Source organism: Ruegeria sediminis (assembly GCF_005938215.1).
Classification (GTDB): Bacteria; Pseudomonadota; Alphaproteobacteria; order Rhodobacterales; family Rhodobacteraceae; genus Ruegeria; species Ruegeria sediminis.
In genome coordinates, this window is sequence record NZ_VCPD01000002.1 from 762,543 (window position 1) to 788,504 (window position 25,962).

Below are 25,962 nucleotides of genomic sequence, written 5' to 3' on the forward strand. Positions count from 1 at the left end.
CGACCAAGGTCGAATAGGGCAAGCACCGCATGGGCGTTTAGGCTCGGCCCATGCGCGCGATCATATACACGATGGTTCTATGGCTGGTCACGGCACTGCCGCATGCAGCACCGCTCGATCGTGCCGCGTTGGCGGAACTCATCATGCCGCCCTTTTCGTTGGGCGATTCAGTCAACGACAAAGGTGTCTATTCGCTGCTGAATTCCGGAGGCGCGGAAGCCGGCTATGTCTTTGAAACCGAACCGCTCGCCCCCCTGCCAGGCTTTTCCGGAGCGCCTGTAAACGCGCTGGTCGTCCTCGACCTCGAAGGGAACTTCCTTGACGTCCGGTTGATCGAACACAACGAGCCGATCTTCGTTTCGGGTCTGGGCGAGGCCCCGTTTCACAAGTTCTTCGAGCAATATCCCGGCCTGTCGATCTCATCTTCCATCGTTGTCGGAACTCCATATGGCGATGGCGGCTCGGGAAGCTCGCTGGTCTATCTGGACGGGGTGACCAAGGCGACCGCCTCGGTCCGCATCGCACATGAGTCGGTCATGGCCGCGGCTCTGGCCGTCGCGCGCGAAAAGATGCAGGGAATCTCGAGCAGTCCACCTGCACATCCCAACCTGGAACATGACGAGACGCTGTCCTGGGCCGACCTCGTGGAACAGGGCCTCGTCACCCGCAGGACCGTCAGCAACGCCGAAATCGATGCCGCATTTGCCGACACGCTCTGGGAAGATGACGATCCAGAGGCCAAGGACTATCCGGAGGAACTTTATCTCGACCTCTGGATCGTCGATCTGGGGCCGCCTTCCATCGCACGGGCCGTGCTCTCCCAAGATGGGTACACGGAGTTGCAGAATTTCCTGTCCATTTCGCCGGATGACGAACCGATCCTGCTGATCGAAACCGCCCGCCACGGGCTGGTCAGCCCGGATTTCGTGCGCAACACCGCGCCCGACTGGTTGTCGGCCGAACAGGATGGTCTGCCCATAGCCCTTCGCGACAGCGATCTCTATGTCGACCTCTCCGCGGATTTGCCCGACGACTTGCATCAGGGTACGGCGATGATCCTGCGGACCGACCGCCGCCTGGGCTTTGATCCGGCCCGCGAATGGAAGCTGAACGTCGCGGCGATCCGGGAACACGGTATGTTCCAGCCCGAAACCGGTTCCGTGACCCTGACCGCTCGACATTCAACCGATGAAAGGTTCTTTTCCCGACCCGAAGCGGTGAAACCGGTACCCCCATGGCAAGAGGCGTTGCGGGCGCGAGTGGGCGACATGATCGTGCTTTCCGTCTTTCTTGTGGGCCTGACGGCGCTGCTGTTGCTCGCACAGAACCCGCTTGCAGACAATCGTGCGTTCACCCCATTCCGCCTCTTGATCCTTGCCTTCGTCACCGTGTTCATCGGGTGGTGGGGCCAAGGTCAACTGTCGATCGTCACCGTGCTGGGCGTGATCCGCACCGCGGTCGAAGGCGGCAGCTACGCCTTCCTCGCTTATGACCCGTTTTCCCTGCTGATCTGGGGATTTGCGATCCTCGGCTTCGTGCTTTGGGGACGCGGCTATTTCTGCGGCTGGCTGTGCCCCTTCGGCGCACTGCAGGAGTTCGCCCATCATCTGGGCCGTCTCTTGCGGCTGCCTCAATTCGACCCTTCGCCCAGGTGGGACACCCGGTTGAAATGGGTGAAATATGTTCTGTTGGCAGGATTGATCGCCACCGTTTTCGCTGCCCCGGACCAAATTGACAAAGCCGCCGAAATCGAACCCTTCAAGACCGCGATCACCACGTTTTTCGTCCGTGAATGGTATTTCGTGGCCTACGCGGTTCTCTGGCTTGTCGTTGGAATGGTCCTCTTCAAGGGGTTTTGCCGCTACGTTTGCCCACTGGGCGCGGTCATGGCGATCGGAGGGCTGTTGCGCGGGCGGACCTGGATTGCCCGGCGCGCCGAATGCGGCAGCCCCTGCCAGCTTTGCCGGGTAAAGTGCAACTATCGCGCCATCCGCAAGACCGGCAAGATCGACTACTCGGAGTGCTTCGGCTGCCTGGACTGTGTTTCGATCCACAATGATGAGACCCGGTGCGTGCCCCTTATCCTGTCGGCGCGACAGGGCAGCAGACTGAAGGCCGCCGAATGACCCGATCCCTGACACGCCGCCGTTTTCTTGCCATCTCGGCCGCAGCTCTTGCCGGTCCCGCCAACGCTTCTCCCATACGCTGGCAAGGACATGCGCTTGGCGCCGAGATCGGGCTGACCCTGCATGCTCCAGCGCCGCAGGCGGAACTGGCGATCCAGCAGACGCGGAATCGTCTGCGCGACATTGAGCGGCTCTTCAGCCTCTACGACCCCAACTCGACCTTGTCGGTTCTGAACCGCGATGGTCTGCTGCCGGAACCTCCGGCCCTGTTTCGCGACCTGATGAATGCATGCACGCGGATGAACCGGGCAACGTACGGCGTGTTCGACCCCACGATCCAGTCGCTTTGGCACGCGATCGCCACCGGCGCACCGACCGACGCCGCGCGCCGGGCCGTCGGCTGGCAACGCGTCCACATCGACGACACAATCCGCCTCGGCCCCGGTCAGGCGCTGACTTTCAACGGGATCGCACAAGGGTTTGCCACCGACCTGATCCGCGCGGATCTGGCCCGGATAGGCCTGGACCACGCATTGATCAACATCGGGGAACTATCGGCCTTGGGCGGTCCTTTCCGCATCGGCCTTGCCGATCCGGTTCGTGGGATATTCGCGACGCAAAACCTTGAGAACCGCGCTATTGCTACATCGAGCGCATCGGCGATGCGTCTGGGCGCGGCTTCCCACATCCTGCATCCGGTCCAAGCCCGGCCCGTTCAATGGGCGACCGTCAGCGTCGAAGCAGACAGCGCCACTCAGGCCGATGCCGCCTCGACTGCGTTTACGCTGATGACGCGAACGGAGATTTCGGCGTCGAAGGCACAGTTGCCCGGCGACGTTCGGGTGACGTTGTTGTCCGAGGCTGGGGATATCGAGACACTCTAGCGCAGCTCCGGCGGGCGAAAGCTCAGCCCGTGTCTGGCGAAAATCTCGGCCATCCGCCCGTCCTGAATCGCGGCATAGATCGCGTCCTCGACCGAATAGGCCAATGGGCGATAGGCGAAATGAACCGCGACCCCGGCTGTCCAGGTGCCCACGGTGAACCCCGGTAGCGCGGGGGTGTGAACGGAAATGCCATCCGTCAGACCGGCCTCCAGTTGCGCCAAGGGCCCCATCGCGGCCATGGTTTCGCCGGCGGCAAGCGCCTCCATCGCCGCTTTCACGGAAGGGAACCGATGCACGTTCCCGCTCAACTGCCCGCCGGGGAAGGCGGACAGGTAGAAATCGGCAATCGAGTCGTTCTCGACCGCCACCGTGTCGAACCGGAAATAGGCTGGCACCGGCGGATCATCCGGGTACGCGTCTTCGCGATAGGCAATCGCGATTTCTTCGACGTGATACTGGCCCGTGAAGACCACCTGCTCCACCCGGCAGGAAAACTCGCTGTCGTAGGGCACGTGCAGCATCACGTTGGCCACACGTCCCCCGACGACCGGACCTCGCCAGACCCAGTTGCGCAGATCGGCCTCAAGGTTTTCACCCGCGGCAACCAGCGTGAAACGCGCCTCGACCCCCAAAGCCTCGGCAATCAGGTGGCCGATCTCGATATCCACGCCCTTCGCCGTTCCGCCTTCCTCGTAGGACCAAGGGGGAAAATCCTCGTAGGCGGCGAAGGTGATGAAGCCGCGTTCCTGGATCGTGTCCAGATCCTGCCCGACGATGTCACGCGAAACGTTCTGGGGTTTGGCTTGGGGCACGTGGCCTTCGCAACGCGCCACGGCGATCTGCGCAGTGGCGCAGACCATAGCTGCAGAGAAGATCAGGCCGTAGAAGCTTTGTGCCATGTGCCCCGATTTGATTTGGTCAGTTGGCGGCAGACAGCCCGATGGTCAGGGCCTCGGCCGCCGCACCGAAATCTGGATTGTCGCCCGAAATCAGATTTGCCGCTCGATAGGCAACGCTGTCGGCCACTGGCGCGCCCGAGCCGGTCTCGATGTCCTGGGCAATCGCCGTCAATTCGGTTTGCAACGCCGTCGCATCCCCCGAAGCGCCGCCAGCCATTTGGGTAAGCTCATCCCGGATCTCCAGCAGGCGGGGCGTCACTTCGTCCAACTCTCCGTCATCCGGACGCGTTTCGATGTAGGTGCGTATCGCCCAGGCCGCCTTCTGCCCCAAAAGCTCTCCGAAGGCCGGCATCTTGGTGATGCCGTTCTGGGTGTATCCGGTCCGGAACCGCTCCATGAACCATTCATCGCCGTATTCTTCCGCCTCGAGATAGCGCAGGTCAGGCGCCAGCCCGCCCGACACGCCTCCAAGCCCGTGGCAGCGCGCGCAGTTCTGGTTGTATCCGCTGTCGCCGATTTCGATGGCGGCCTTCCAGACCTCGTCGCCTTGATCGCGATAGGGATTTTCGATCAGCCATTCCTCTCCCAGATCCGGCAGAGCATCCGTATTCATGGGCTGAGGCGCCACATCGCCATGGGCGTGTGCCATCGAAGCTGCAACGATCAGGCCGAGCGCGGTCTGGGGCAATCTGAACATAGTGTCCTCCCGTTGGTGAGTTCCTTGCTCAGTGTCTACCGGAGTCTAACCATAGGTTCATACGAGACTAAAGTTTGAAATCGTGTTTTTCACCATACGACCTTGGTACAATGGCGAATGCCGCTGACCCGCCTTTAGGCTCACGGGAAACGCTGCACAACATCGGGAGGAACCGTGCAACGCCGCAACCTTGGCACCTGCCTTGCAGGTCTAGTGCTGGCTGCCCAGGCTGCGCTGGCCGACGTGAATGTTCCTGCCGTTTATCTGAGGCAGGAGGTGGATCTGCCCCCGACCCTTTCCAATCTCGACCCCGTTCCCGGTGATCTGGGCGAAATCGGGGCGCGGCTTGGCCTTGCCGACAACATGACCACCGGATCCTTTCTGGGACAAAGCTACGCGCTGGAAGTGATCAGCATTCCAGTGGGCGGGGACCTGATCGCCTCGGCCCGGAATGCTCTCGAGCAATCGCCATTTCTGATCCTCGACGCGCCGGCTTCGGATCAGCTCACGGTGGCGGATCTGCCCGAAGCGCAGTCCGCACTTCTGTTCAACGCCTCAAGCGCCGACATGAATCTTCGCGGCGAGGATTGCCGAAGCAATCTGTTTCACACTCTTCCGTCCTACCAGATGCGCAGCGACGCCCTGATGCAGTTCGCCCGGTTCAAGAAATGGGAGTCTCTGCCTCTCGTCGCAGGCACCCACCCGCAGGACAAAGCCTTTGCCGAAGCGCTGCGGCAAAGCGCAGCCAAGTTCGGCCTCCGGATCGAGGGCGAGAAGTCCTGGGTTTTCGACGCGGACATGCGCCGAAACGCGTCGCAGGAAGTACCGCTGTTCACACAGGATTTCGGGGACTACGACATTCTGCTGATCGCTGACGAGTTGCACGATTTCGGCCGTTACATCGCCTACAACACATGGCAACCCCGTCCGGTCGCGGGATCCGAGGGGCTGGTTCCCACCGCCTGGGCCCCGGTTGTCGAGCAATGGGGCGCGGCGCAGCTGCAATCGCGGTTTCACGACCTGGCGGCGCGTCCAATGCACCCGCAGGACTACGCCGCCTGGGCCGCCATGCGCAGCATCGGCGAAGCGGTGACTCGCACGAATTCGGACGACCCCGCCGTACTGCGCGCTTTCATCCTGTCGGAGAAATTCGAACTCGCCGGGTTCAAGGGCCGCCCCCTGAGCTTTCGGTCGTGGAACGGCCAATTGCGCCAGCCCATTCCCTTGGTGACGCCCCGCGCGCTGGTCGCCCAGGCTCCGCTAGAGGGTTATTTGCACCAACGTAACGAATTGGACACACTCGGCCTCGACGAACCGGAAAGCGCCTGCGAGGCGTTCAGATGAGAAACTCCTGTTCAGATGGCCGGCAACGGAGGCTTCCCATGCTTCGCTCGCTTCCCTTACTTTCCCTTCTTGTTCTGTCCGAACCCGCGATGGCCGCCGAGATCTGGGTGACGAACGAAAAGGACGATACCATCAGCGTAATCGACATCGCTTCGCTCGAGGTCGTGCGTACCATCCCGACGGGCGAAAGACCGCGCGGGATCACCTTTTCCAAGGACTTCTCCCGCGTCTACATTTGCGCCTCGGACAGCGACACGGTGCAGGTGATGGACCCTGAAACGGGTAAAATACTGCATGATCTACCTTCAGGCGAAGACCCCGAGCAATTCGTGCTGCATCCCAACGACCGCCATCTCTACATCGCCAACGAGGATGACGCGGTCACGACTGTGGTCGATACCGAGACCCGCAGCGTGATCGCCCAGATCAATGTCGGTATCGAACCCGAAGGCATGGCCGTTTCGCCAGATGGCAAGATCGCAATTACCACGTCCGAAACCACCAACATGGCGCATTGGATCGACACCGAAACGCGGCAACTGTTCGCAAACACGCTGGTCGACTCCCGCCCACGTCACGCCGAGTTCACCGCCGGAGGATCGGAGCTTTGGGTAAGCTCCGAAATTGGCGGCACGATCACCGTGTTCGACACCGGCACCCAGACCGAGAAAGGCAAGATCGAATTCGAAGTCCAGGGTGTGCATCCCGACAGGGTCCAGCCGGTGGGGTTCGAGTTCACAGCCGACGAAAAGACCGCCTTCGTGGCTCTGGGGCCTTCCAATCATGTCGCAGTAGTAAATGCCGAGACGTTGGAAGTCGAAGACTACATTCTCGTCGGCCGCAGGGTCTGGCACATGGCGTTTTCGCCCGACAAGTCGCTGCTGTTCACCACCAATGGCGTTTCAGGTGATGTCACCGTGATCGATGTCGCCAAACGCGAGGCCATCAAGTCCATCAAGGTCGGCCGCTTCCCTTGGGGCGCCGCGCTGCGCCCATAACCGCCGCCTATTATTCATCAAGGAGACAACCAGATGACCAGACGCGCCGCCGCCTTTGCCATCGCCGCAAGCCTTGCTTGGCCCATGACGACCTTGGCCGATGAAGACGACAAGCCCGGCTTGGGTCTGGCCGGACTACTGTCGGCCTCCAACAAGGAAGATCTGCCCCCCATTATCCTGTCTGCCGGGATGCCCCTGGCCGAAGCACCTTGGGTTCTGCAATCGGGTACTTACTACGAGTTTGAAATCCAGGGCGACGGAAGCCAGGAACTGGCACTTGTCGGTCCCGAGTTCTTCCGCGCCATCTGGATCGACGAAATCGTGGTCGAGGGGCTGGAAATCCGCCCGCTCGGCCTCGATAGTATCGAGTTCGACGAAGCCGGCGAAATGGAGATCGGGTTTATCGCGTTGAAGCCCGGCAGCTATTATCTGAAAGTACCGGGATCGACCGGGGATACACAAAGGCTTGAGATTACCATTCAGTGACAGGGCTTCGCGTCGAAAACCTGAGTTTTTCCTACCGATCGAAAACGGCCCTCAGCGGGGTCAGTTTCGAGGTCGCGTCAGGAATGTTCTGCGCCCTGCTCGGCCCGAACGGCGCCGGCAAATCCACGCTTTTTGCCCTGATGACCCGCCTTTTTACTTCGCCGCAGGGAAGGATCGAGATTGCCGGGCATGACATGGCCCGTTCTCCGCGCGCTGCACTGAAGCGCATGGGCGTCGTTTTTCAACAACCGACGCTTGACCTCGACCTGACGGTGCAACGCAACCTCGACTATTTTTCGGCGTTGCACGGCCTGTCTGGCCGCACCGCCCGCTCCCGGATCGATGAGGCGCTCGACCGTTTGGGGATGCGGGACAAGGCATCCGAAATCGTGCGCAATCTCAATGGCGGCCACCGACGACGGCTCGAAATCGCCCGATGCCTGTGTCATCGCCCAAAGGTGTTGTTGCTTGACGAACCCACAGTGGGGCTTGACGCGGCCACACGCCAAGCCATCACGGAGCACGTGCACGATCTGTCCCGAAGCGACGGGTTGACCGTGCTTTGGGCGACGCATCTGACCGACGAAATCCGCGATGGCGACCAACTGCTAGTCCTGCACCACGGTCGGCTACTGGAGAATGGGCAAACCGGAGAATTGCGCGGCGGCGTGCCGCTTGCGCAGCATTTCCTTTCCCTGACCGGAGAGACGGAATGATCCCCGCGCTGATCGCTCTCCGGGCCATCATCGCCCGCGAGGCGCTGCGCTTTGTCGGTCAGCGCAGCCGGTTTGTCGCCGCCCTTGTCCGCCCGCTGCTTTGGCTGATCGTGTTCGCGGCCGGCTTCCGCGCCGCGCTGGGCCTGTCGATAACTCCACCGTACCAGACCTACACCACCTACGAAGTTTATATCGTGCCCGGGCTCTGCGGCATGATCCTGTTGTTCAACGGCATGCAAAGCTCGCTGTCGCTGGTCTATGACCGAGAAATGGGCTCGATGCGGCTGCTCCTGACCAGTCCCTTGCCCCGCTGGTGGCTTTTGTTCTGCCGCCTTCTTGCCAGCACCGCGATTTCGATCCTGCAGGTTTACGCCTTTCTGGCCGTCACCGCGCTGTATGGCATTCAGTTCAGCGCGGCTGGCTATGTCGCCCTCTTGCCCGCGCTGGTCATCGCGGGGCTCATGCTGGGTGCGCTGGGGCTGGCGCTTTCATCGACCATCCGACAGCTTGAGAATTTTGCCGGGGTGATGAATTTCGTGATCTTTCCGATGTTCTTTCTATCCACTGCCCTCTACCCGTTATGGAAAATGGCGGAAAGCTCGGAACTCCTGCATGACATTTGCGCGGTGAACCCATTCACCCATGCGGTCGAACTGATCCGCTTCGCCCTCTACGCCCAGTTCAACGGAATGGCGCTGTTGTGGACGACGCTGACCGGGCTTGTGCTGCTGGCACTCGCCATATGGGGCTATGACCCGGCTCGAGGAATGGTACGTCGCAAGTCCTGATTACGCTTGCGACCATCGCGGGAATGCAAATTCCTTGCCCACATGTTAGTCTTGGCAAAGGGAGACCTGCACGATGTTGAGAAAACTCGCTTTCCTGTCCCTGATGACAGCCACCCCTGTTTTGGGTGAGAACCCGGCCGAGTTGGGCACACTTAATCCCGATGAAATGACAATGGGACACGTGATGGACAACATCCGGCGCGGTCAAACCGATATGACCACCTGCGCCGCGGGCTACCTCATCACCAAGAGTGGCCGTCACGCCATGGCTCGCGAATTGTTCGAAGTCTGCGCCGAGGCCGGATATACGGGCGCGATGACCTGGATGGGGCAGTTGGACAACAACGGCCTGGGCGGTGCCTATGACCCGGATGCCGCCGCAGAATGGGACCGCCGCGCCGCCGAAGCCGGAGATCCCGTGGGCAAGTTCAACTATGGCCTCGCCCTGATGCGCGGCCACGGCGTGGCGCGGGACGAAGCGCGCGGCCGTGCGCTGGTGGACGAGGCCGCTCGGGACGGGCTGAAAATCGCCCGCCGACTGCAGCGTGCCGACTATGACCTGGACGAGGTGACGCCGGACGCCGACAACTGGAAATATGCACCTTTGTTCTAGACGCAGCGCAAACCGGCCCTTGGACTGCGACTAAAGTCTATGACTAACCTCATATTTTCGCTCATTATTTCGATGATCCGAAATCACGGGTGCCGTACACTCCGTTCAAGCACAACCCGGAGGACGAAATGAAACGGATCATCCCTGCCCTATTCCTCGCCCTCGGTCCGGCCCTTCCCGCCGCCGCGAGCGAGACCATCTACGAGAGCATCAAGGTAGACGCCGGTCAGACGCTGTACGACGCCAAGTGCCGTCGCTGCCACGCCGACGACTCGACCGACCCAAGCTATGGGCCGCCGCTGGAAAACATCGTCGGGCGCGCCGCCGGCAGTTATCCCGACTACGACTTTTCCGTTGCACTGGAAGCGTCCGGCATCGTTTGGACTCCGGCCGCCCTGCGCGCCTGGATGGAGGACAATGACGGTTTCATGCCGGGCACAAAGATGCGTCACGTGGGCATCACCGACCGCACGGTGCAGGACTTCATCCTGGCCTACCTGGGATCGATCACCACCCGCGACGGGTCTGCGGTTTCCGAATAGGCGACAGGGCCACTTGCACGACTTATTCGATCAGCAACTCCGGCAGCCAATGGCTTTCGGGGTCTGCCTCGTGCAGATCCATGTCCGACAGCGGGCGAAGGTCGCCCGGCTCGGGCGGGGCCGACAATAAATCCATGTCCATCTCGTGCAAACGCCCGACAAGCCCGTCGTCGGTGGCGTCAAGCCGGTAGTATACCCCGTTCCACATGTTGATGCCGTATTCCGTGGAGCCTTTCCACAGGAAGAGCAGATCGTATTCAAGATCGGTCAGGTCGCCCACATCGACCTGTCGGTTTATCTCGTAGGGGTATGGTACATGACACCAGTGCTTGTCCGGACCCTCGATGCACTTGAATGGACGCATCGAAAGAAAATGATCCGCGAAGACCTCGTCGTTCCAATCGATGCTGTAGCTCATCCGCTCGCCACGAGGTTCAAAGGCAATGGTGGCGATCGCGGTGCGCTGGCCCTGACCGTCCACAAGCCAAACGGTTTTCTGTCCGCCCAACGGTTCCGCCCACGCTGAGGGACCTGTCAGGGCAACTGCAGTCGCAACTGTTTTCAGCAGTTTGCCCATGGCTATCTCCGCGAATTTTGTTTGCATCCTGCCCGGAACAGTAGCGCGGGCATCTTCCCCTTGCCCTACGACCATTGTGCAATACCGCCGCGACCGGCCGTTCCCGATAATGCGCTTGCCGGTAACCCGCGCGAACGGGGCTCTGGCCTTGGAACTAGTGACAAATGGGAGGAGCCCACATGAATCGCTTTACTGCAGCGGTCGTCGCGAGCGTCATGGTGGCAGGCGCAAGCTTCGCCGGCGTGACCGAGGACGATCTTAAGAATGACCAATCCGTAACCACCCAGGTGGTCACGAACGGCATGGGGCGTCACCTTCAGCGTTACAGCCCGCTAGACACCCTGAACAAGGACAACGTCAAGAACCTGGTGCCGGCATGGGCCTTTTCGCTCGGCGGTGAGAAACAGCGCGGCCAGGAAACCCAGCCCCTGATCTATGACGGCGTGATGTACATCACTGGCTCCTATTCGCGCCTCTATGCGATCGACATCACGACCGGCGAGGAAATCTGGCAATACGACGCCCGACTGCCTGAAGGCATCCTGCCCTGCTGCGACGTGATCAACCGCGGAGCCGCCCTTTATGGCGACAACATCTATTTCGGAACGCTCGACGCCCGCATCGTGGCGTTGAACCGCATGACCGGAGATGTCGTGTGGAACAAGAAGATTGCCGACTACAAGGCCGGCTATTCCTACACCGCGGCGCCGCTGATCGTTGACGGCCTGGTGGTCACAGGCAATTCGGGCGGCGAATTCGGTATCATTGGCGAAGTGCAGGCGCGCGATGCCGAAACCGGAGAACTGGTTTGGACCCGACCGGTCATCGAAGGCCACATGGGCACCCTCAATGGCGAGGAATCGACCATGACCGGCACGCTCAACGCGACCTGGCCGGGCGACATGTGGAAAACGGGCGGCGGCGCCACCTGGCTGGGCGGATCGTACGACATCGAGACGGATACGCTGGTGTTCGGCGCCGGCAACCCGGCACCGTGGAACAGTTGGCTGCGCGATGCCGGCACGCCGACCGAAGGCAACAAGGGCGATAACCTCTACGCCGCAAGCCGCCTCGGCATCGACCCGAAGACCGGCGACATCAAGTGGCATTTCCAGACCACCCCGCGCGAAGGCTGGGATTATGACGGCGTGAACGAAGTGGTGGCCTATACCGACCGCGAAGGCAACAAACGCTATGCCACCGCCGACCGCAACGGGTTCTTCTACGTGCTGAACCGCGAGGATGGCGCATTCGTTTCCGCCACGCCCTTCGTCAAGGACATCTCCTGGGCCGAAGGCATCGACGAGAACGGCCGCCCGATCTTTGTCGAGGACAACCGCCCGGGCAACCCGGCGGATGCGGCGGACGGCAAAAAGGGCGAAGTGATCTTCGCGTCGCCATCGTTCCTCGGCGGCAAGAACTGGATGCCGATGGCGTTCAGCCAGAAGACCGGCAATTTCTACGTCCCGTCCAACGAATGGGGCATGGACATCTGGAACGAGCCGATCACCTACAAGAAGGGCGCGGCCTATCTGGGCGCTGGGTTCACCATCAAGCCCAACTACGAGGACCACATCGGCAGCCTCAAGGCGATCGACCCGGATACCGGCGAGATCAAGTGGGAATACAAGAACGACGCACCGCTCTGGGGCGGCGTGATGGCGACCGCAGGCGGTCTTGTGTTCACCGGCACGCCCGAAGGCAAGTTCATCGCCTTTGACGACGAAACCGGCGACGTGCTTTGGTCCTTCCAGACCGGTTCGGGCATCGTCGGTCAGCCCATTACCTGGGAACAGGACGGCGAGCAGTACGTCGCGATCGCGTCCGGCTGGGGTGGCGCGGTGCCTCTGTGGGGCGGCGAAGTCGCCAAGAAGGTCAACTACCTGAACCAGGGCGGCATGATCTGGACGTTCAAGCTGCCCAAGCAGTTGGCTTCATCCAACTGATCCTAGAATGCGGGACAGTGAACGCGCGCCCTGCCGGGCGCGCGTTTTTTTCGCTCTACGACTTTTAGCGTATATGCCTCCCTCGCCCGGTTTTGTTAGGCTGATGGGAAAGCCAACGAAACGGACCGCGGATGCGCCCAGACCCAGACACGCCGCATAGCGCCAAGTTCCAGTCGGCGCTGATCGTCGATGACCACCCGTTGTTCTGCGACGCCCTTTCGATGACGTTGCAGGCGGTTTCGTCCATCAACAGCATGCACACCGCCCCGACCTTGCAGGATGCGCTGGACCTGATCGCGCAAGGCGCGTCGATCGACCTCGTGGTGCTCGACCTGAACCTGCCGGACGTGAACGGGCTCGACGGCCTGTTGCGGCTGCGCAATGCCACCAAATCTCCGATCATCGTGGTCTCATCGATGGCGGACAACCGTATCATGAGCTCGGTCATCCACGCCGGAGCGAAAGGTTTCATTCCCAAGCACAGCCAACGGGACGTGTTCCACAAGGCGCTGGACACGCTGCAGAACGGGGAAACCTTCATTCCCCACGGCTACGATCTGCTGGAAGAAGCCGATACGGCCGACAAGGACGATGCCGTTATGCGGCTGGGAACGCTGACGAACCAGCAGGCCCGAATCCTGCAACTGATCTGCGAAGGCAAGCTCAACAAACAGATCGCCTATGACCTGTCCATCGCGGAAACCACCGTCAAGGCACATGTCACGGCCATCATGCGCAAACTCGGAGTGCAAAGCCGCACACAGGCGGTTTTGATCGCAAAACAGACCAGTTTCGCGAACGTGTTGCATGATACGACGCCCCCCGCGTAATCTTGCGGGCGTCTCATAGGGAGGAATATGTGATGGACCATTTCCGTGGTCCGTCCGGAGATGCAGTCGACACCGCACGGATCGTGCGGTCGGGAAGCGTCGATTGCCGGGCAAGTGACGCGGTCGCGCAACTTGCAAGGGCGCTGTCTCCGGGCGACCTATCGCTTGTCGTTCTTTTCCTGTCTCCGCAAACGGATGTGTCGCAACTGATCGACGAAGCGCAGCGCACGTTTGCGCCTGCGCAAGTCGTTGGCTGCACCACCGCGGGCGAGATCGGCGATGCCGGTTACGTCGAAGGCCAGATCGTCGCCGTCGGCTTCCCGGTCTCGCATTTCCGCACCAGGACAATCCTGATCGACGACCTGGATACCTTTGAACCCTACGGGGTGATCGAGCGGATGATCCGGAACCGCAACCACATGGCAGGGGAAACACCCGATTGGACCTCGGACTTCACGTTCCTGCTGATCGACGGGTTGTCCACCAAGGAGGATGCGCTGACTTCGCAGCTGTCCGCCGGACTGGGGCCCGTGCCTTTCTTCGGCGGCTCGGCAGGCGACGGAACGGATTTCGGCGCCACCTATGTCCTGCATGGAGGACGCGCCCATCCGAACGCAGCCGTCCTGATCCAGATTCGCAGCAAATGCCCGATCAAGGTGTTCAAGACCGACCACCTGATCCCGGCGCAGTCACGCATGGTCGTGACCGGAGCCGACCCGGCCCGGCGCATCGTGCATGAAATCAATGCCGAGCCCGCCGCCCGCGAATACGCCCGCGTGCTGGGCAAGGATCCCGAGCAACTGACCAGCTTTACTTTCGCCGCCCATCCTGTCGTCGTGCGGATCGGCGATCAGCACCATGTGCGCGCGATCCAGCGTGTCGCCGAGAATGGCGATCTGGTGTTCTTTTCGGCGATCGACGAGGGCGTCGTCCTGACCTTGGCAGAGCCGGAAAACATGGTCTCCCACTTGACCCGAGAGATGACCGCCTTGTCCGAGCAGGAACAACCGGAGATCATTCTGGCCTGCGATTGCATCCTGCGCCGGCTGGAAGCCCAGCAGAAACAGCAGTCCACCGAGATATCGCGCATACTGGCCAGGAACCGGGTTGTCGGGTTCTCAACCTATGGCGAACAGATCAACTCGATGCACGTCAACCAGACTCTGACCGGCGTCGCGATCTATCCCCCGGTCGAGGCCTGAGTCATGGCGCGCGAACTGATCGATCCGCGGGACTCGTTGGAACGTCAGAATGAAAAACTTCTGAAGATCACCGAAACGCTCATGCGGCGGGTCGAGCAGAGTTCCGCCGCCTCGGGCGCAGCCTACGCCCAGTTCCAGCGGGCCGTGATGCTGGAAGAAGAGATCCGCGCGCGAACGATCGCGTTGGAAAAGGCGCTGGACCTTCTGAACGAGTCCAACGCCAAACTGGCGCAGGCCAATGCCGAAACCGAAGCGGCCCGCTCGAACCTGACCAACGCGATCGAAACTGTGCAGGAAGGCTTTGCCCTGTTCGACGCACAAGACGAGTTGGTCATGTGCAACAGCAGGTTCGGCAAACACATGCTGGACATCTATGACCTGTTCAAACCGGGGCTCCGCTTCAAAGACTATGTAAACCTCGTTTCCACCAGCCCCTACCTGTCGCTGCCCGAGGGCGAGTCGCCGGAGTCCTGGTTCGCCTTTCGCATGGCGCGCCACAAGGATAGCCACGCGGTGTTCAACGTGCGCATCGCGGGCGCCCGATGGCTGCAGGTCAGCGAACACCGCACGCCTGACGGCGGCACCGTGATCCTGCAGACCGACATCACCGACATGATGCGGCTGGAACGGCAGGAACGCGAGCGGCTTCTGGATGACCAGGCTAGGCTGATCCGTGCGACGCTGGAACACCTGAATCAGGGTGTGTGTATTTTCGACGATCAAAACCGGCTGGTTGGCTGGAACCGGCGGGCGGGCGAGTTGCTGTCGATCCAGGCACACCACTTCCAGTTGGGTGCGCAGTTCTCCTCGCTCTACGAACGCATCCGCGCCGATGTCCGATTTCTGGCCGACACCAGACCCGAGGACGTCGAGGCCTGGGTGGCCAGGAAGGCCGAGCGGGCCCCGCTGGCCTTTGAGATCGAAATGGGGGCGGATCGCAGTCTGGCCGTGTTCGCTCAGCAGACGCCCGACGGCGGCTTCGTCATCAGCTTCACGGATGTTTCGGCCGAACGCGCCGCCGTTCGGACGATCAGACAGGCCAATGAAACGCTGGAACTGCGCGTCGCGGAACGCACGCTGGAACTAGAGGACGCACTGACCGAGGCGGAACGCGCCAATGCCTCGAAATCCCGCTTTGTCGCCGCTGCAAGCCATGATCTGTTGCAACCGCTGTCGGCCGCCAAACTCTTTGTCGCCTCGCTGGAGAATGACCTGACGGATCCGGGCCAGTCTGAGCGCCTTGCCAAGGCGGGTAACGCGCTTGTCAGCGTCGAACGCATCCTTGGCGCCCTGCTTGACATCTCCAAACTGGATTCGGGCCTTGCCTCGGTCGATATCTCTTCGATCTCGCTCAAGGACATGCTCAATCAATTGAATGATGAACTCAAGCCGCTGGCCATAAGAAAAGGACTGGATTTCAGGTTGGTAGGCAGCGATGTTCATGTCGACAGCGACGTGTCATACCTCCGCCGGATCCTGCAAAATCTTGCCTCGAACGCGATCCGCTACACCGAAAACGGCAAGGTTCTGGTGGGCGTGCGCCGCCGCAAGTCCTTTGTCCGGGTAGAGATTTGGGATACGGGGCCCGGCATCCCCGAGGACCAGCAGGAGAAGGTGTTCGAAGAATTCCAGCGCCTGAATGCCTCTGCCAACCCCTCCGAGGGCATGGGGCTTGGCCTCGCCATAGTCGAACGCGCCTGCAGGCTTTTGAAACACCCACTGCATCTCAATTCGCGACTGGGTCACGGAACCTGCTTTGCAATCGAACTACCGCGCAGCACCGGCGCACCGCTCCGCAAACCAACCGACAGCGGCGCGGCAAACGGCATGCCGCTGACCCATCGCATCGCGCTTTTGATCGAAAACGACAATGCGCTTAGATCCGCCATGACGATAACGATGGAAAACTGGGGTCTCGATGTCCTGCCGTGCAGCAACCGGCGCGAGGCCGAAGAATTGCTGCGCGAGGTCGACATTGCCCCCGACGTGATCATTGCCGACTATCAGCTTGACGACGAAGAACTGGGCACCGACGCGATCCTCGCCTTGCGCAACTTCCACGGCCCGATCCCTGCTTGCCTGGTGACTGCGAACCGCTCGCCGGACCTGCACAGCGCCTGCGAGAAACTGGGGGCTTCCTTGATGCACAAGCCGATCGATCCCGGCGAATTGCGCGGTTTCATCGAAAGCGCACTGGCCGACTAGGGCAGACAGAGGTGCGAGCGGGTCAAGAACCGCCGCCCGCTGCCGTTTTCCAGAGAGAACATTCCGCCGATGCCATCGATCGCATCGATCACCAGATCGGTATGCTTCCAACGCTCGTGCTGATCTGCATTCATGAAGAACGGAACCCCGCCGATCTTGCCCACCAGCACGTCACGGTCGCCGACGATGTAGTCGCTTTGCAGGAAACACATCGGCGCCGAGCCGTCGCAGCATCCGCCCGATTGGTGAAACAGCAAATTGGGGCCAAACCGGCCTTTCAACTCATCTATCAGTTCAATCGCCGCATCGGTGGCGGTGACGGTCATGGCTTCGGGCAAGACGCAATCCTCTGAGAAAGGGTGGCGGCCCCTGGGGAGAACGGGGCCGCCTTTGAAACCCAGGGTCAGAAGAAACCCAGGGCGTTCGGGCTGTAGCTCACCAGCAGGTTCTTGGTCTGGCGATAGTGATCCAGCATCATCTTGTGGTTCTCGCGTCCGATCCCCGATTGCTTGTACCCGCCAAAGGCCGCATGCGCCGGGTAGGCGTGGTAACAGTTGGTCCAGACGCGGCCGGCCTGTATTTCGCGACCGAAGCGGAACGCGCGGTTGGTGTCGCGGGTCCACACGCCGGCGCCTAGGCCGTAGAGCGTGTCATTGGCGATCTCCAGCGCTTCGGCATCGTCCTTGAAGGTCGTAACGGACAGGACGGGCCCAAAGATCTCTTCCTGGAAGATCCGCATCTTGTTGTGGCCCTTGAACACGGTCGGTTCGACGTAGTTGCCGCCTTCGAGGCCACGCAGTTCCGACACGTTGCCGCCAGTCAGAAGTTCTGCGCCTTCGTCCTTGCCCAACTGCAGATACGAGGCGATCTTTTCCTTCTGTTCCGTCGATGCCTGCGCGCCGATCATCGTGTCCATCGACAGCGGGTTGCCTTGCCTGACGGCCTTCACCCGTTCCAGCGCGCGGGCGATGAAGTCGTCATAGATCGACTCCTGGATCAGCGCGCGGCTCGGGCAGGTGCAGACCTCGCCCTGGTTCAACGCGAACATGGTGAAACCTTCGAGGCACTTGTCGAAATAGGCGTCGTCGGCATTCATCACGTCTTCGAAGAAGATGTTCGGCGATTTGCCGCCCAGTTCCAGAGTCACCGGAATAAGGTTCTGCGACGCATATTGCATGATCAATCGACCGGTCGTGGTCTCTCCGGTAAAGGCGATCTTGGCAATGCGGTTCGACGAGGCCAGCGGCTTGCCCGCCTCAAGGCCAAAGCCGTTGACGATGTTCAGCACACCGGCAGGCAACACGTCGGCGATCAGTTCGGCCAGCACCAGGATCGAGGCCGGGGTCTGCTCCGCCGGCTTCAGCACGACGCAGTTGCCGGCGGCCAGCGCGGGCGCAAGCTTCCACACTGCCATCAGCAGGGGGAAGTTCCAGGGAATGATCTGGCCCACGACGCCCAGCGGTTCCGGAATGTGATAGGCATAGGTCTCGGCGTCGATCTCGGAGACATGGCCTTCTTCGGCCCGGATGCACCCCGCGAAATAGCGCCAGTGATCCACGCAAAGCGCGAGGTCGGCGGCGATCGATTCACGGATGGGCTTGCCGTTGTCGAGGGTTTCCGCAGCGGCCAACAGCTGGGTATTCGCCTCCATGATATCGGCGATTTTCAGCAGCAGGTTGGAGCGTTCGGTGGTCGAAGTCTTGCCCCATGCCGGAAACGCAGCATGTGCCGCGTCCAGCGCCGCTTCTACATCCGCCGCATTCGAACGGGCGATCTCGCAAATCACTTCACCCGTGATCGGCGTCGTATTTTCGAAATACTGCCCCGATTTCGGCTCGACGAACTGGCCGTTGATGAAATTGCCGTAACGCGACCGGAACGGGAATTCCACCCCAAGATGCGAGGTATCCAGTGCGGCGCTGACCTGCACCGTGGTTTGAATGTTCATGCCATTCCTCCCCATGAAAAGAGATCCAAGAAACGCAACGATCCGCCATGGTCCAAACCGATTTGACGAGAACCCGAACCGATGCAGGAGGCACCATAGAAACCCGATGCGACGGGCGGTATTGGACCTTGGTCTGTTCGACTAAGGTCCGAATGTTCATGCCGCACGTGGCGCGGAGTTCATCGTTGAATGGCGATGTGGGGGTAAGTTGGTGCCTGATGGTCGGTTGCGGTGGCGTTCAAAGCTTCTAAGACCGAAGCCAACAGTTTTGCCATCGTGCTGCTGGCGCCGCCGTCCCTGTTCGATCCGCACCTGTCCGGCGATCCCGATCTCCGGGACGCGCAGCGCGCCCGGGACAGTCTGGATGTCAGGCTGGAAGCCTGCACCCGCCGGCTGCTCGAGCGGCGCCCGGAGCCATTGGCCGCCGTCTTGTCGTACCGGTCGTAGGTGCGCTATGTGATCAGGAGCAATGGATTTCCATACGTGCCCCTGAACAAGGGCGCCAGGCTGCCTCAGACCACGCAGGCCTTTCGCGCCGTCGCCAATGGAACGCACGGCTTCAACCGGCTCGCGGAAACGCACCCGCACGCCTGGACAAGTTACCCCGACATCGACATGTTCGAACAGACCCGGCTGGCGCCGAATGGCCATGCTGTAACCCTGCTCTGGGCGGAGTTGCCAGAAGATGACAGGACGAAAATGGCAACCCGCCAGAACTCGGATTGCCGCGATTCAGGTAGTATCTGCCAACAATATACCGGGGCATTCCCTGATCGCCCCCAAAAATTCCCTGTTTCCGGCTGGTGAATTCCCTGATCCCCCGCTTTCAATTCCCTGTTCCTTCAGGAACAGGGAAATCGCCGCAACTCACGAAAATCACTCATGCATTCTGGACGAAAAACTCAAATCTCGAAGGAATTCGATCGAAAAACCACAGAATTCCCTGTATCCGGCGCAATCGGGCGAAAGCGACCGCGCCGAAATGCGGAACCGTGACACCCACGGGAAATGCGCCCGAACGGTGCACACTGGACCGTCTCTGATCTGGAGGTCACACGACAACCCGCGGGAATTGCGGCACAATTCCGGGGCAATAAACACCACTGAAGTGAGACGGGAATGGGTGGCGGTGCTGCCAGACGAATGCGAACCAGTCTCTACATGGACAGGATCGCTGCCCCTTATTCGGCGCAGAGGCCGCGCCACTCGGCAAGAGCGGCGGCGCGGTTCAGCTTGAAACTCGGTCTGGAGGAGAGGCTGCGCTCCGAATTGAACAGGTTTAGGACCGAGGCGTGGACGGTTGCGAATTTCTGCAAACTTCGCATTCGCCGAAAGCGCAACATCGCCCGCTCCCGTCGTCGGAATGGCAGATGAAAATTCTCGACCCGTTTGTTCAACCAACGTCCCGTTTCGTGCCGATTTGCAGCACCGATTTCCCTAAGCGCGGCACCGTAGGACCTCAGCCGATCGGTCACGATCACTTCTGGGCGGCCGTGCTTGCGCATTGCTTTTCTTAGAAATTTCAGCGCCGCTTTCCTGTCCCGCTTCTTGGTGACGGAACTCTCCAGGACCTCGCCCTCTTGATCGACGGCCCGCCAAAGGTAATGACGTTCGCCGTTGATCTTCACGAACATCTCGTCCAAGTGCCAGCGCCAGTGGCTCGACTTCATACCATTGATCCGGCGTTTCCTGATCTCGGCAGCGAACATCGGTCCGAACCGGTGCCACCAAAATCGAACGGCTTCATGGGTCACGTCGATGCCGCGCTCATGGAGAAGATCCTCGACGTTCCGCAACGAGAGCGGAAATCGGATGTACAGCATTACCGCCAAGCGGATGATTTCGGGACTGGTCTTGAAATGGCGAAACGGTGATCGTTTGGTCCTGGCGGGACGCTACGAAACCGCCCTGCCCTTCTAAAGCTGGTTTCCTCTGACAGCACCTCCGGCATTGATCATTGGCATCTGGCACATGCGATCCGATAACGCCCCTATGGCCGCCTGGATGCGGAGCCAAGTCTTCGGTCTCATTACGGCATTGGATGTAGATGCATAATCAGCCTGCTCACTAACGCATCAACTGGCCGATTCCGATAATAAAGACCGAACGTCAGATTTGATCTCGCCTGTATGTCAAAGCGGAAACTGGAGCAGAGGCAGCAAATGGCAGTAACGTCCTGCTGAGCGGTCATCTGACAAGTATGGGCCGACGGCGGCTCCGAGCCTGAAGCCGACGAACGCTGATCCATCGCGATGTGGAGTACAGAGGGACCATACTGGACGTCGCTGCGAAATCAAAAGACGCGGAGAAAAATGTGTCGAGTGGAGCTGGTCCGCACTTCGTCCAGTTCAGGGCACCCGCCTTGAGCCAAGTGCAAACTTTGGAAATCGCCGGCTTTCTGGTATCATTTCGGGGTGTTTTGGTCCGGGGGGGGGAAGTGGATTTTCGTCAAGTCGTTGTCCTATCAATTTTTTCTTCGGTGTTGGCCTCTGCTCTAATGATTGCATCGCAGGGGAAGGCCGGGCCGCCGAGCTTTGATTGCTCCAGGGCAGGCACGCCGACCGAGTTCGCCATCTGCGCCTCAGCGGAGCTGTCGCAGCTCGACAGCCAGCTCGCGACGGCGTACGGCGCGGCGCATGCCGCCGCCTCGCCGGCCGAACGCCAGCAGATAAAGGCGGCGCAGGTCGCCTGGATTGGACAGCGCGACGCCTGCGGCAGCAACGCCGCTTGCCTCAACGACCGGATGATGCGGCGACTTGCCGAGCTGCAATCCGGCAGGGGCGGCCAGGTTGGGAATGCCAACCCAGTGCTCGGCCAGCAGCACTGGACTTTCGCGACCGATGAATACAGCTGGTTTGGCCGGGCAGCGCCCGCGGTTGCAGGTGGGCAACCCGATGTCATGTTCCGCTGCATGGCCAAGGGTGTCGATATTGCGTCCTACCCCGGGGATCCTAGTACAGTTTCACTAATCCCACCCCACGAAGGCTCACTGACTATCCTGATTTCCAAGAGGCTACAGCCAGAAGCGGCGACGGCTGGGGCTCTGGTGGGCGTCTCTGTCGCTGTCGATGGAATTGCGCTTGGGCCCTCGCAACTTGCTTTCCTCCAGCCGGAAGGTGCGTTTGCTGCACGTGTCCCAAAAAACCACCCAATGCTTGAGGCTATGAAGCGGGGCGGCACGCTGACATTCCAAAATCTGTCGTCCGGCTTGATTTTGAGTGTCGCGCTCCGCGGCTCCAGCAGCGCGCTCACGCAGCTTGAGACCTTCTGCAATTCGCCTCGTCGCAGCCTTCCGACCCTCCCAGTTTTGTCGGGAACCGAGCCGTTTGGGGTAGCGGGGCCGGCGAGCGCAGCCGTTTCTGCAGATGTAAACGCACCGGTATCAATTGACGAAAGTGCAAATTCGAACTCCGGCCGAAGCAGGCTCATAGCCTTTGGCGCTACTTGGTTTCCCAACACCATAGTCGAAGACACAGCAGTGGAAAGAAAACGGTTTGCGGGCCTCGTTTCGCTAGCGCTCCTAAATTTGAGGAAAGACGATCTGGGAACCCTTCTGTCGGATCAGGATGCTGCAATCAGACAGCTCGCACATTTCCCGGAAGACAGATCGCGACAGATCTATAAATCCGCAACTGGACGGGATGAAGAGCATCTTGCCATTCGGCTGTCCAGCATCCGGCTGACCCCATTCGAGGCTCAGAGATTGGCAAACGAGATACGGCAGTCTCTACCGCAGCTCATGGAGGCTTCCGCGCCAGAATTTCCAATAATGATAAGGCTGTATTGCTACCTGAACCTCGGTGAGTACGACTTCAGCACAAATTCGTTTCCGATGCAGGGGGCTTCACCAGTAAATCACGACAAGGAGGCCTGCGGAGATTTGGCGCTGCCGCTGTTCGTGACAGTTCCTCTATCAGGCGATCCGGAGGTCGATTTGGAGAACTTCCCCGAGCGACTCCCAATGGAGCCAGCGCAAGCGGAGGCGCTTCTCCAAGCCCTCGGCGGCATCCCGAAGGCTCCGATGTATGTCGATGCCGAACTTACGGCTGAATGGGAAACAGGCAGCCCACGCGGGAGCCAGTTCAAGCTCAGTTTGACAGCCGCTGGCCCGTACTTCCTGACTGGACCATCCGATCTGCAGACGCCGATCGTCCAGATGATTGGCGAGAGAAAGCCGACTCCCGGGGAGATACTGGCGCGCAAGATGTCGGGGGAAGAGGCCTGGGACGCAGGAGTATCGGAAGATCAGTCGCAACTGGCGGAACTTGCCACCCTCCTGAGCGCAGAAACACGCGGTCCGGTCCCGATCTTCGAGGAGCCCGGCAAGTACGGAAAGCTGCGGTTCAGAGGATACATGGGAGCATGCGAGGATAATCCGGCACAGCTCTGTCCATTCGTTCCCAATCCGGTGAACTTTCGAGTTCACGAGGATTTGGGCATCCCGAGCGACTACATCATCGGCAACAATACCGGGGGAGTGGGGAGTGACTTGATCTCCGGTTTGGGGGTCATTCTGCCATCGACAGAAGCAGACTATCGGATGCCGATGCCGGCAAATCTGCTTGGCAAGCGCCCTAATGTCATCTTCGAGTTCGACCTCTCCGACGTCTTCTTGGTGGCAGGATCGCGAGGTCCGCAGCCCGTGCTGATGGTTGCGGGTATGCCCACGTCCGCCGGACTCGTTCGGGGCGGTGACAAGGAGCCTTACTCTTGGATCTCTCTCCCGCAGCCAGAAAAGAGGCTGGAAACAATATTGGAAGTCGCCCAAACTACGGCTGCTGAAACGCCGTCGGCGGTGGGTTCTCAGGTCACCAACCTCGCGCTTCGCGGAGTGCGTCCGGGACTCTCGAAGATGGCTGCCGAAAGCGAAGTAAGGGCGAACATGAGCGTTGGATGGGTCGGGACATTTGCCGACCTAACGATCCCAGAACCCTTTCAGGAAGGGGTCACCGCATTTGTCAGCAGTGACGGAAAAGAACAAATTCAGCTGATAGAAAGCCTCGACGGCACCGGGACCGTCCAAGCAATTGCGAGCTCACAGTGGATCAAATCCACAGGCTCCCTAGATTCGGTCAAGGTCGATCTGATCAAGCAAATGGGGAATCCGCAGATCTTTGAGGAGGGAAACACACGTTTGCGGCTGGTCTGGTCTACCCGTCCTCTCGGGGAATGGTCCAATCAAAACCCGTGCTTCTTCAAGGTCGAGCCCTCTACATCTGTTCGGCCAACAATGGAGGCCGTAGTCGGCGACGGACAGGTACACACGACACCTGCGCATCGGTTTACACCGGCGATCAAGATCGGTGGTAACCTTGCGCTGAAGGGGATGGACATGGTGTCAGAACGTCTGGAAACACCTGGCGCATTCAGAGATTGCGGACAATCATTGGTCGTTGAACTCATTCAGACGAGTGACGGCATCCTCATGCTCCAGGGGCTGGTCGACCTCGATGGGTATCAAGAATGATTTCGGATTGAAACGAAGCAATGTCGATCATGATTTTCGACTATCTGCAACTCACTGAACCACTTCTTACTTCCGCTATTTTTGCATTTTTTCGTCATTTACTTTTTTGTACTGGTCATAATACACTCTATCGATATCAGCTATGCGCTCATTCATGCCATCACGGGTTTTCTCCAACTCTTGGTTCTCCTTCAATAGGGCCGAGTTAATATCTTCAAACTCTTTTTGAATCCGAGCGCGAGGCAGAAATTTTTTGAAATGATTCACCTCCAGGTTGTTTATCTTTTTTCCTTTTCTCTCCACGCATTCTTGCGAAGCTCATTATTTTTCTCTATCTCATTGTCCACAAAAATTTGAATATCACTCTCAACTGTCACCTTTAAATTATTCCTGCGTTCGTTTTCAGCGTTGAGTTGATCAACTCTTTGTCTTTCCAAATCTGCAATCAGATCATGGCAAGTCGGAACATCAGAATACGACGGTGAAAAGATGAGCAAATATAGGATTATCGCGTTCCCGAGGCTATTGGGAGATGAAACCATGCTTCTCAATCCCTCAAGGACAGGAGCGCGGGAAGGCACCGCCCTAAGTGTCCGCTTTCTTAAAGTATCACATTGAGGACAATCCTGCCAGTTTTGTTGGGCAGGCTTCCTAACAGTCGTAGCGCAATGGGTGCATACCGCCCTGTAGCGAACGACGGCTCCGAGCCCAGTGTTACGGATGCTGCGTCGTGAACGAACTGCGATTCTGGGTGTGCCTGCATTCGCCCAAGTAGAATTTTCTCGTAGCAGGTGCGCTCAAGTGCCCAACAATCGCCGAATTAGCTTGTCTTTATTTGAGTATGAAAAAGGAAGCTCGGCCAGCTGTTGACAGATTATTGAGAGGCATTTCGACGAACCACGTCGAGACCATTCGAGATGCTTGGCGAGAGATTTTGCAAGACGACGCGAACTCCGTCATCCAAATCCAAAACAAACTGACGTCATCTGCATGGGCTGAGAACCCTCGCGGGCCTTTGGCCAAATATTTTGGTGTGTTGCTTTCCATACTGGATGAACTGGACGCATCTGCTTTCGAGGAGGAAGTCTCAAGGCTTCGTAAAAGCAAATTGCACCCTATGCACATCAAGACATTGGATATTCTTTCACAGCGCATTCTAGAAGAACCTGCAACTCATGTTGCTGATGGCATACCTGTATTTGTTGCCTCTGAAATCGCGGATCGCTCCGTAGTCGTCAGGAATATTGAAGGCTGGAGCAAAACAAAGGGGCTATCACTAAACAACGTGACCCGCATAGATGTCATCGCGCGTCGCCCTGAACTAGATTATCTGGGAAAGTACAATTTGTTTTTCTCTGGAATTATTCTGACTTGGCCTATCAACTCCGCCAGTGGCGCCAAGCTTTGGTGGTGGCGTCTAGACGCGGAGTTCACCTTCTACCATGAAGTCGGGCACCACGTGGCTGGGCACATTGAGGGTGGGCAGGTGGCTGAGCAAGAACAGGAAGCCGATGAGTACGCTCGTTCAATGATGCGCAATTCGAGGCCCGTTCTTACGTTTATTGGTAGGATGCTTCTTTGGCCGCTCAGGCCGATACTAAAGCGCTTCGCCGCATCCGTGGGGCGCATCAGAGTTGAGGCTACTTAGCCGAACGACGTAGATAGCAGACATTTGCAACAAAGTATTGGACGGC

23 protein-coding genes and 1 pseudogene are annotated in these 25,962 nt (G+C 59.6%); 17 read left to right on the top strand and 7 right to left on the bottom strand.

Annotated elements, in window-relative coordinates; all coding sequences use genetic code 11:
* Nucleotides 1–50: 50 nt before the first annotated feature.
* Nucleotides 51–2,126, top strand: coding sequence for a 4Fe-4S binding protein (locus tag FGK63_RS08265; RefSeq protein WP_138841126.1), 2,076 nt, complete (start codon nt 51–53; stop codon nt 2,124–2,126).
* The gene (locus FGK63_RS08270) at nt 2,123–3,010 is read left to right on the top strand and encodes an FAD:protein FMN transferase (protein WP_138841127.1); all 888 of its coding nucleotides are present in this window, start codon (nt 2,123–2,125) and stop codon (nt 3,008–3,010) included. The genes FGK63_RS08265 and FGK63_RS08270 overlap by 4 nt, the downstream gene beginning before the upstream one ends.
* Here the strand turns inward: FGK63_RS08270 and FGK63_RS08275 are convergent.
* Entirely contained in the window at nt 3,007–3,909 is a 903-nt protein-coding gene (locus FGK63_RS08275) for a substrate-binding periplasmic protein (protein ID WP_138841128.1), read from the bottom strand. The genes FGK63_RS08270 and FGK63_RS08275 overlap by 4 nt on opposite strands.
* Before the next feature lie 19 nt (nt 3,910–3,928).
* Nucleotides 3,929–4,606 carry a cytochrome c-550 PedF gene (pedF, locus tag FGK63_RS08280; RefSeq protein WP_138841129.1) on the bottom strand — a complete coding sequence of 226 codons (678 nt, stop codon included), beginning with the start codon at nt 4,604–4,606 and terminating at the stop codon, nt 3,929–3,931.
* A 174-nt stretch (nt 4,607–4,780) separates the two neighbouring features.
* On the opposite strand from pedF, the gene FGK63_RS08285 reads away from it, so the two are divergent.
* From FGK63_RS08285 to FGK63_RS08315, 7 genes are all read left to right on the top strand, one after another.
* Nucleotides 4,781–5,950, top strand: coding sequence for an ABC transporter substrate-binding protein (locus tag FGK63_RS08285; protein ID WP_138841130.1), 1,170 nt, complete (start codon nt 4,781–4,783; stop codon nt 5,948–5,950).
* A gap of 38 nt (nt 5,951–5,988) precedes the next feature.
* Nucleotides 5,989–6,948: a YVTN family beta-propeller repeat protein gene (locus tag FGK63_RS08290; protein WP_138841131.1), complete on the top strand. Its 960-nt coding sequence runs from the start codon at nt 5,989–5,991 to the stop codon at nt 6,946–6,948.
* A 33-nt stretch (nt 6,949–6,981) separates the two neighbouring features.
* Nucleotides 6,982–7,434 carry a hypothetical protein gene (locus FGK63_RS08295; RefSeq protein ID WP_138841132.1) on the top strand — a complete coding sequence of 151 codons (453 nt, stop codon included), beginning with the start codon at nt 6,982–6,984 and terminating at the stop codon, nt 7,432–7,434.
* Nucleotides 7,431–8,150, top strand: coding sequence for an ABC transporter ATP-binding protein (locus FGK63_RS08300; RefSeq protein WP_138841133.1), 720 nt, complete (start codon nt 7,431–7,433; stop codon nt 8,148–8,150). Before FGK63_RS08295 ends, FGK63_RS08300 begins: the two co-directional genes overlap by 4 nt.
* The gene (locus FGK63_RS08305) at nt 8,147–8,938 is read left to right on the top strand and encodes an ABC transporter permease (protein WP_138841134.1); all 792 of its coding nucleotides are present in this window, start codon (nt 8,147–8,149) and stop codon (nt 8,936–8,938) included. Before FGK63_RS08300 ends, FGK63_RS08305 begins: the two co-directional genes overlap by 4 nt.
* A gap of 103 nt (nt 8,939–9,041) precedes the next feature.
* Nucleotides 9,042–9,551 (top strand): tetratricopeptide repeat protein, encoded by a 510-nt coding sequence (locus FGK63_RS08310; RefSeq protein WP_246043977.1) that lies wholly within the window; start codon nt 9,042–9,044, stop codon nt 9,549–9,551.
* Between the two features lie 128 nt (nt 9,552–9,679).
* Nucleotides 9,680–10,093, top strand: a complete 414-nt coding sequence (locus FGK63_RS08315) for a c-type cytochrome (RefSeq protein WP_138841136.1) — start codon at nt 9,680–9,682, stop codon at nt 10,091–10,093.
* 22 nt (nt 10,094–10,115) lie between these two features.
* Here FGK63_RS08315 and FGK63_RS08320 read toward each other — a convergent pair whose 3' ends face one another.
* The gene (locus FGK63_RS08320) at nt 10,116–10,601 is read right to left on the bottom strand and encodes a hypothetical protein (RefSeq protein WP_138841137.1); all 486 of its coding nucleotides are present in this window, start codon (nt 10,599–10,601) and stop codon (nt 10,116–10,118) included.
* Nucleotides 10,602–10,849: 248 nt separating this feature from the next.
* On the opposite strand from FGK63_RS08320, the gene FGK63_RS08325 reads away from it, so the two are divergent.
* The 4 genes from FGK63_RS08325 (at nt 10,850) to FGK63_RS08340 (ending at nt 16,853) form a co-directional block, all read left to right on the top strand.
* On the top strand, nt 10,850–12,616 hold the full coding sequence (locus FGK63_RS08325; RefSeq protein WP_138841138.1) for a PQQ-dependent methanol/ethanol family dehydrogenase: 1,767 nt from the start codon (nt 10,850–10,852) through the stop codon (nt 12,614–12,616).
* Between the two features lie 131 nt (nt 12,617–12,747).
* Nucleotides 12,748–13,446 carry a response regulator transcription factor gene (locus FGK63_RS08330; RefSeq protein WP_138841139.1) on the top strand — a complete coding sequence of 233 codons (699 nt, stop codon included), beginning with the start codon at nt 12,748–12,750 and terminating at the stop codon, nt 13,444–13,446.
* A 32-nt stretch (nt 13,447–13,478) separates the two neighbouring features.
* Entirely contained in the window at nt 13,479–14,648 is a 1,170-nt protein-coding gene (locus FGK63_RS08335; protein WP_138841140.1) for an FIST N-terminal domain-containing protein, read from the top strand.
* A 3-nt stretch (nt 14,649–14,651) separates the two neighbouring features.
* Nucleotides 14,652–16,853, top strand: a complete 2,202-nt coding sequence (locus FGK63_RS08340) for a hybrid sensor histidine kinase/response regulator (RefSeq protein ID WP_138841141.1) — start codon at nt 14,652–14,654, stop codon at nt 16,851–16,853.
* Here FGK63_RS08340 and FGK63_RS08345 read toward each other — a convergent pair.
* Together FGK63_RS08345 and adh are read right to left on the bottom strand one after the other, a co-directional pair.
* Entirely contained in the window at nt 16,850–17,179 is a 330-nt protein-coding gene (locus FGK63_RS08345; RefSeq protein WP_138841218.1) for a DUF779 domain-containing protein, read from the bottom strand. The genes FGK63_RS08340 and FGK63_RS08345 overlap by 4 nt on opposite strands.
* A 77-nt stretch (nt 17,180–17,256) precedes the next feature.
* Entirely contained in the window at nt 17,257–18,801 is a 1,545-nt protein-coding gene (gene adh / locus FGK63_RS08350) for an aldehyde dehydrogenase (protein ID WP_138841142.1), read from the bottom strand.
* Between the two features lie 231 nt (nt 18,802–19,032).
* On the opposite strand from adh, the gene FGK63_RS08355 reads away from it, so the two are divergent.
* Together FGK63_RS08355 and FGK63_RS08360 are read left to right on the top strand one after the other, a co-directional pair.
* On the top strand, nt 19,033–19,248 hold the full coding sequence (locus FGK63_RS08355; RefSeq protein ID WP_138841143.1) for a hypothetical protein: 216 nt from the start codon (nt 19,033–19,035) through the stop codon (nt 19,246–19,248).
* Complete coding sequence (locus FGK63_RS08360) at nt 19,249–19,608, top strand: hypothetical protein (protein WP_218961119.1); 360 nt, start codon at nt 19,249–19,251, stop codon at nt 19,606–19,608.
* Nucleotides 19,609–19,982: 374 nt separating this feature from the next.
* Here the strand turns inward: FGK63_RS08360 and FGK63_RS08365 are convergent.
* Nucleotides 19,983–20,663: pseudogene (locus FGK63_RS08365) on the bottom strand (IS6 family transposase); the annotation flags it as partial.
* Between the two features lie 509 nt (nt 20,664–21,172).
* Here FGK63_RS08365 and FGK63_RS08375 point away from each other — a divergent pair.
* Complete coding sequence (locus FGK63_RS08375) at nt 21,173–24,268, top strand: lysozyme inhibitor LprI family protein (protein ID WP_246043987.1); 3,096 nt, start codon at nt 21,173–21,175, stop codon at nt 24,266–24,268.
* Between the two features lie 75 nt (nt 24,269–24,343).
* Here FGK63_RS08375 and FGK63_RS08380 read toward each other — a convergent pair whose 3' ends face one another.
* The gene (locus FGK63_RS08380) at nt 24,344–24,535 is read right to left on the bottom strand and encodes a hypothetical protein (RefSeq protein WP_218961120.1); all 192 of its coding nucleotides are present in this window, start codon (nt 24,533–24,535) and stop codon (nt 24,344–24,346) included.
* A gap of 574 nt (nt 24,536–25,109) precedes the next feature.
* On the opposite strand from FGK63_RS08380, the gene FGK63_RS08385 reads away from it, so the two are divergent.
* Nucleotides 25,110–25,916 carry a M48 family metalloprotease gene (locus FGK63_RS08385; RefSeq protein WP_218961121.1) on the top strand — a complete coding sequence of 269 codons (807 nt, stop codon included), beginning with the start codon at nt 25,110–25,112 and terminating at the stop codon, nt 25,914–25,916.
* Nucleotides 25,917–25,962: the final 46 nt, after the last annotated feature.